The sequence below is a fragment of the Microbispora sitophila genome, assembly GCF_014892245.1.
Taxonomy (GTDB): Bacteria; Actinomycetota; Actinomycetes; order Streptosporangiales; family Streptosporangiaceae; genus Microbispora; species Microbispora siamensis.
Genome location: NZ_JADBGC010000025.1, coordinates 142898 through 148899 on the forward strand (window position 1 = coordinate 142898; position 6002 = coordinate 148899).

At 72.5% G+C, this 6002-nt stretch carries 5 protein-coding genes; 3 read left to right on the forward strand and 2 right to left on the reverse strand.

The genetic code is table 11. The annotated features are described in order from the left end of the window. The first annotated feature begins 106 nt into the window (after positions 1-106). Positions 107-811 carry a TetR/AcrR family transcriptional regulator gene (locus tag IL992_RS35940; protein ID WP_193207763.1) on the forward strand — a complete coding sequence of 235 codons (705 nt, stop codon included), beginning with the start codon at positions 107-109 and terminating at the stop codon, positions 809-811. 97 nt (positions 812-908) lie between these two features. Here IL992_RS35940 and IL992_RS35945 read toward each other — a convergent pair whose 3' ends face one another. Then, positions 909-1622 (reverse strand): hypothetical protein, encoded by a 714-nt coding sequence (locus tag IL992_RS35945; protein ID WP_226874356.1) that lies wholly within the window; start codon positions 1620-1622, stop codon positions 909-911. 243 nt (positions 1623-1865) lie between these two features. On the opposite strand from IL992_RS35945, the gene IL992_RS35950 reads away from it, so the two are divergent. After that, the gene (locus IL992_RS35950) at positions 1866-4220 is read left to right on the forward strand and encodes an MXAN_6230/SCO0854 family RING domain-containing protein (RefSeq protein ID WP_193207764.1); all 2355 of its coding nucleotides are present in this window, start codon (positions 1866-1868) and stop codon (positions 4218-4220) included. Positions 4221-4553: 333 nt separating this feature from the next. Then, entirely contained in the window at positions 4554-5276 is a 723-nt protein-coding gene (locus tag IL992_RS48670) for a GNAT family N-acetyltransferase (RefSeq protein WP_319019046.1), read from the forward strand. Here IL992_RS48670 and IL992_RS35960 read toward each other — a convergent pair. After that, positions 5216-5680 carry a dienelactone hydrolase family protein gene (locus IL992_RS35960; protein ID WP_193207780.1) on the reverse strand — a complete coding sequence of 155 codons (465 nt, stop codon included), beginning with the start codon at positions 5678-5680 and terminating at the stop codon, positions 5216-5218. The two genes, IL992_RS48670 and IL992_RS35960, sit on opposite strands and share 61 nt — an antisense overlap. Positions 5681-6002: the final 322 nt, after the last annotated feature.

Below are 6002 nucleotides of genomic sequence, written 5' to 3' on the forward strand. Positions count from 1 at the left end.
GAAAGAGAAGCACGACGTAAACAGCGTTGTCAACGGTGATGACAACGCTTCCTGTGTTGTGAAGAATGTGTCGCGACGATCACGTCTCACTGAGGAGAATGTGCTCATGCCCCCACGCCGTACCGTCGCGCTCTCCCAGGAGCGGATCGTCACCGCCTGTCTCGAACTCGTCGAAAGCGGCGGCCCCGGCGCCCTGACGTTCCGGAACATCGGCCGGCGTCTCGGCGTGGACGCGACGGCGGTCTACCGGCACTTCCGGGACAAGGACGACCTCGTGCGGGCGCTGGCCGACCGGCTGTACGAGGAGGCGCTGGCCGGGTTCGCCCCGGGGGAGGACTGGCTGGACACGCTGCGGGACGCGGCCATGCGCGTCTACCGGGCCTTCGCCGGCCACCCCCAGGCCGCGGTGCTGGCGGCCAGCCGGTCGACCCGGCGCGAGGCCGAGATAAACGCCATCGAGGTGCTGCTCGACGCGCTGCGCCAGGGGGGCTTCGAGCCGCCGGAGGCCGCGCGGTACGAGCGCGCTCTCGGCGACCACGTCCTGGCCTGGGCGGCCTTCGAGGCGTCGTTCGTGATGCTCCCGCCGGAGGTGCGCGAGGGCGACGCCGGGGCGCCGCTGGTCTACGCGGCGCAGAGCCGGGACCGCTATCCGCGGCTCGCCGAGTGCGCCCCCCACCTGCCGCCCGTCACGGTCCCCCAGTTCGAGACCGCGCTGGAGATCTTCCTCGTCGGCCTGCGCACGCTCGCCCCCGCCCCGTCCGCTTCCCCGGCCTCGTCCGCCGAGGCTCGCGAACACGTCGCCGGCGCCTGATACGGGCTGAGACGGCGTAGGCGCCGGCCTCGACAGCGGGGTCGCCTGCCGGCTGAGACTTCACGCCCCCTGGCCGCCGCCGTATGTTCCCAGGCGGTCACGACCGGCGATGCCGGCCGCGCCATGGGCTTGCATTTGCCTGCGAATCAGAAGGTGTCAGCGCCAGAACACCGGCTCCCCGCACCTTCGTTTCCCGTGACAAGGTGTAGGGGCTGACGCCGTAGGCGGCGGCGATTTCGGGGGCCAGGCCGGAGGCGATCCACATCCACTCCTCGATCTGTTCCTCGGTCGCCGTCCGCAGGTCTCCGTCGGCCGGCAGTCCCAGTTCGAGCCACTGTTGCCGCTCGTACGGCAGTGGATCGCCGATTGTGAGCAGTTCGTCATCGGGCTCGCTGGTCGCCGCGTACCGGCGTACGACGCTGCCATGCTCGGTCACCAGCCAGGTCGAGCCGTCGCCCTGCTCGCCGTAATAGTAGGCCTGGGCCTTTCCATAACGAGCGCTGAGCCTTTTGCACAACCGGAGCACTTCCTCGCGGCGCTCCTTTTCACAAGGATCGCACCACGCACCCACTACCAATGTCCAGCCGTCTACTTCGGGCGTGACATTAACCCGTGACAGGGGAGAGCGATCCCCCGGGCCGGAATGTCCATCGTCGTCGATGGCTATCCGGGCCTCGGCGAACGTGACGGGCCTGGGCGAGAACAAGCCCAAGAGTTCCATGACGCCCGCCTGGTCACCGGTCGATATCGCGATCCAGCGGTTCCAGCACGTCGATATCGGCTCTGCCCAGTCATTATCCGCTGCTCGCACCGGCCCACTATGCCAGACCCACATAGTCGGCCGATTTGCGCGTGAGTCGTGATTCATGCTGTTCGCGGCGTACGGGGAAAAGGGGACGACACAAGATCGGGCGGCGGGCTAGGGTGGCGGGCCAAGGGGCGGCTCCTGGACGTGCTTCCTTCTCGATCTTTTAATCGCTCTAGTGCGTCCGTTCTCCGCCCCGTCTCACTTTCTCGGTGCCTGCCCGATCGCCCGTACGCAGGGAGGATGCCCGTGGACCGGCTGGCGGAGCTGCTGCTGCGGCAGCGGATGGTCGCCCCCGACCTTCTCGTTCCCGCCGTCGAGCGGGAAGCCGCCGTCCCGGGCCCTGGGGGCTCCGGCCGTTCGTCGCGCTCGTCCCGCCGGGAACGGCCCCTCGCCACCGTCGCCGACGGGGTGGTCGCGCTGGAGGCGGACCTGCTCCAGCTCGGGCACATGCTGAGCGCGCCGCTGCGGGCCCGGCTGGCCGAGCTGAACGCCGGGGAGCTGGGGCGGGCGGGCAGCGCGCTCGTCTCCGCCCTGTCGGCCCAGCTGGGCGGGCACGTCGTGCACGCGCCGCTGTTTCGCCGCTTCCCGGAGTCGGTCCCCGCCGACACGGTGGAGCTGTTCGTCCGCAGGGTGTTCTCCGTGCTGCTCCAGCGGCCGGAGCAGCCGTGCGTGCTGTGCGGGGAGGTGGCCGCCGTCCACCCGGTGTCCCCGTGCGCGCACCTGGTCTGCCGCGCGTGCTGGGACGGCGCGGACTACAGCGCCTGCCCGATCTGTCATCGCCGGATCGACCCCGGTGATCCCTTCCTGCGCCCGGCCGACGACGTCTACGCCCCGGCCGTCAGGTGGAACGGCCGGGTGCCGGAGACGCTGACCCTGCTCGGGCTGTGCGACGATCCCGCCGCCCGGGCCCGCGACCTGCTGGGTCCGCTGCTGTCCCGGCAGGCCGCGCCTCGCGCGGAGGACAGCGCGGTCGTCGCCGAGATCGTCGATCGATTCTGGCCCGAGTCGGCCGGCTGGCTGCCCGAGCGGATCCCGGCCCGCGAGACCCGCGCCGTCGTCCTGGCCTCGGCCGTACGGCACGGCGACCTGGGCCTGCTGACGCGGCACGCCGACACGGCGACCGACGTGCTGCGGCTGCTCCACGCCCTCATGGGCGGCGACCCCGGGCTGCGCGCCCGCCTCCCGCGCCGCACGAGCCTGCCCCGGCCGGTGCGCCGCGCGCTCCTCGCCGTGCTGGACCGGCAGGCGCTGCCGCACCTGATCGAGGACCTGCACCGCTACCCCGCGCAGTGGCGGCACATGGCGGAGGTGCTGCACCCGCACGAGTTCCACCGGCGTCACCCCGACGCGGCCCTGGCGTTCGCCGTGCTGCGCGGCACCCCGCTGGCGAAAGGCACGCCGATGGCGGACGTCCTGCTGGAGCGCGCGGCGGCCCACGGGGACCTGTTGTCGTTCGACGGCGTACGGCTGCGCGCCCGCACCTTCGCGGGGCGGTTCGAGGCCGCGCTGCGGACCGATCCCCGCGAGGCACTCGCCCTGCTCACGCGCCGGCCGGGAGAGCTGCTGCGGCGCACCGCCGATCTCGCCCGCCGCCTGCCCGCCGCCGCTCTCGCCGAGGCCCTGCGCGCCGCCGCCCCGCACGTCTCCCCGGCCGTGCTGATCGCCACCCTCGGTCAGTTGCGCACGCCACCGGGCGGGACCCGCATGTTCCTCCCGCGCGGGGGAGCGGCGCGGATCTGGGCCGAGCCCGACGTCCGCGAGGAGCTTGCCCCCGAGACCGTGGCCGCCCTGACCGCCGTACTGACAGGCGAGATGCTGCGCCGGGCCGCCGCGCTGCCGCCCGTCGCGACCGCGCTGCTGGACGAGGAACTGGACGACCTGCTCGCGCCGGAGGCCGAGCGGTCGGCCTCGGCCTCGCTGGTACGGCTGCCGCGCGGCAGCGTCCGGCCGCTCCCGGGCGGTGCACGGATCCGGCTGTTCCTGCACTGGGCGGAGCCCGCGGATCGCGTGGTCGACCTGGACCTGTCGGCGGCGGTGTTCGACGCTCGGTGGGAGCTCGTCGGGCTGTGTGACTACACGAACCTGCGGCTGGGCGGGACCGCCGTCCACTCCGGGGATCTGACCTCCGCGCCCGAGCCGCTGGGCGCGTCGGAGTTCGTGGACCTCAACGTGTCCGCGTCCGGCGGGTTCCACGACGTGTACGAACACGAGGAGCAGATCGCCCGTCTGGGCGCGGCCGCCGAGGACGCCTACGGTCTCGGCGAGCGCGTCACCCTGTGGGAGGTCGCCTGCTGGCACGCCGCCGCCCGCGCCCGCGAGGTCGTCGTACGGCACCGCGACGGCGCCGTGAGCCGGCACGCGCGTCGTCCCGGCGAGGACGCCGCCGCCTTCGCGTCCCGCCTCGGCGTACGGCAGGCGGCCGGCTCCGGGCCGGAGGCCGGCGCGGCGGAAGCGGGTCTCGCCGTGGTGCTGGAGGATGACGTGCGGGTGAGCGAGGGGGCACAGGTCTACGCCCTGCACCCTGCCCGTCTCGACCCCGCCCTGATCCGCTCTCTCGACGCCTGCGACCTCGTCGGCATGCTCGCCCCGGCGGCGCGCTGACCCCGCCGGAAATAACCGTTTGCGCGCTCACGGACCCGCGTGGGAAAGTGAGCGCGCTTCACACAGGTAACAGCGAAGGAACGAAGCCTATGTTCTCGGCGTCCCCCAGCGGCCGCCGTCGGCACTGACCGGTACGCCTCCCGCGTCATCGGCACTGCCCTCACCGTCTCACGGCGGCCCCACGTGACGGTGCCTTCTGCACCTTCTCCATCCCCGTCCGGGATGGCTTTCCCGCGCGAGTTCACTCCTCCGCTCCGAGCGGCGGGCGAACCGCTCCACCTTGTCATCCGTGAGGTCGATATCACCGTGGGCATCGATGTCCAGAGTTTCGCCGTGGCCAACCTTCGCCGCCGTCCCGAAGTCGTCGAGGTCGGGGGCTTCGTCCTCGGCGTGGATCCCGGCACCACCAGCCCGTACGTCAACTACGCGACACCCCTGCCCGGCGCCCGGCCGGGCGGGCGGGACGTCGCGGCGCTGATCGGGGCGTTTCGCGAGCGCGGGCTCAAGCCGCGTCTCGAGTTCGCCCCGGACGCCGCGCCCGACGTGGAGCCCGCGCTCCGCGAGGCGGGGTTCGCCGTCGAGGCGGTGCACGACTACCTCGTCTGCACCCCGGCCACGCTGACGCCGTCGCCGGCCGTCGTGCCGGTGGAGACGCCGGTCACGGACGAGGACTACGCGGCGATCGACGCCGCCCTGTCCGAGGCGTTCGGCGGCGAGTTCGCTCCCTCGCCGGAGGGCGCGGCCCGATTGCGCCGTACGGAGGAGAGCGGCGGCGCGGTCCGGTTCGTCCGGGCGCCCGGCGGCGGCTGCGCCGGGGCGGCCATGTGCTCCGCTCCGGCCGTGGAGACGTCGGAACTCGCCGGGGTCGGGACCCGGCCCGGCTTCCGCGGACGGGGCATCGCCGCCGCGGTCACCGCCACGCTCGCCGAGACGATGCTCGCCAGGGGAGCACGGTCGGTGTGGCTGGAGTACGGCGGCGAGGGATCGCGCCGGGTCTACGAACGCGTGGGCTTCCGGCCGGGCGGTACCCGCCTGTACATGTCGCTCGACGTCTGACGATCGCCGACCGCCGGCCGTCCGCGGCCCTGCCCGGGGGCGGGCGCCGCGCGACGGTAGGCGGGTCGGTCAACGGAGAAGAACCCGTGTCCGGCGTCGGGGAAGACGTGGAACTCATGTTCCTTGCCGAGTTTGTCCAGCTCCGCGGAGAGCACGTCCACCTCGTCCGGCGAGGGGAACCTGTCGTCCGCGCCGAAGAGCCCGAGCAGCGGGCAGGACAGGTCGGCGGCCCGGGAGATCAGTGGTTCGGCCTTGAGCGGGGATCCGGCGGGCGGCGCGGTGACCACGAAGGCCCCGTAGCAGTCGACGGCCGCGGCGATCCGGAGCGAGCAGGCGGCCAGGAACGTCTGCCGCCCACCGGAGCGGTAGCCGATCACGCCGATCCTGCCGTCGGCGAGCTCCAGGCCCTTGAGGTAGGCCGCGGCGCCGGGGAGCCCACCCTAGTAGTTAGTTCGGCTAACTAAGCTAGTCGCTCGGTAATGATCCGATGAATATGGCATTGTCGTCCGGCGCGTCTCGGTCAGGTCCGGTCTTTACGAAGGCGGGACGACTGTGGCAGTCTCGGCAGACCGAGACATCGGGTGTATTTCGGAAGGGGCGATCGTGAAGCTGTTGCGGGTGGGACCGGTGGGTGAGGAGCGGCCGTGTGTGCTCGGGCCGGATGGCCGGGTGCTGGATCTGTCGTCGGTGACGGCCGACATCGATGGTGCGTTTCTGGCGGGGGGT

What these genes read in the sequence shown, in the direction of transcription:
- IL992_RS35940 (WP_193207763.1), top strand. Translation starts at nt 107, where the DNA reads ATGCCCCCACGCCGTACCGTCGCGCTCTCCCAGGAGCGGATCGTCACC.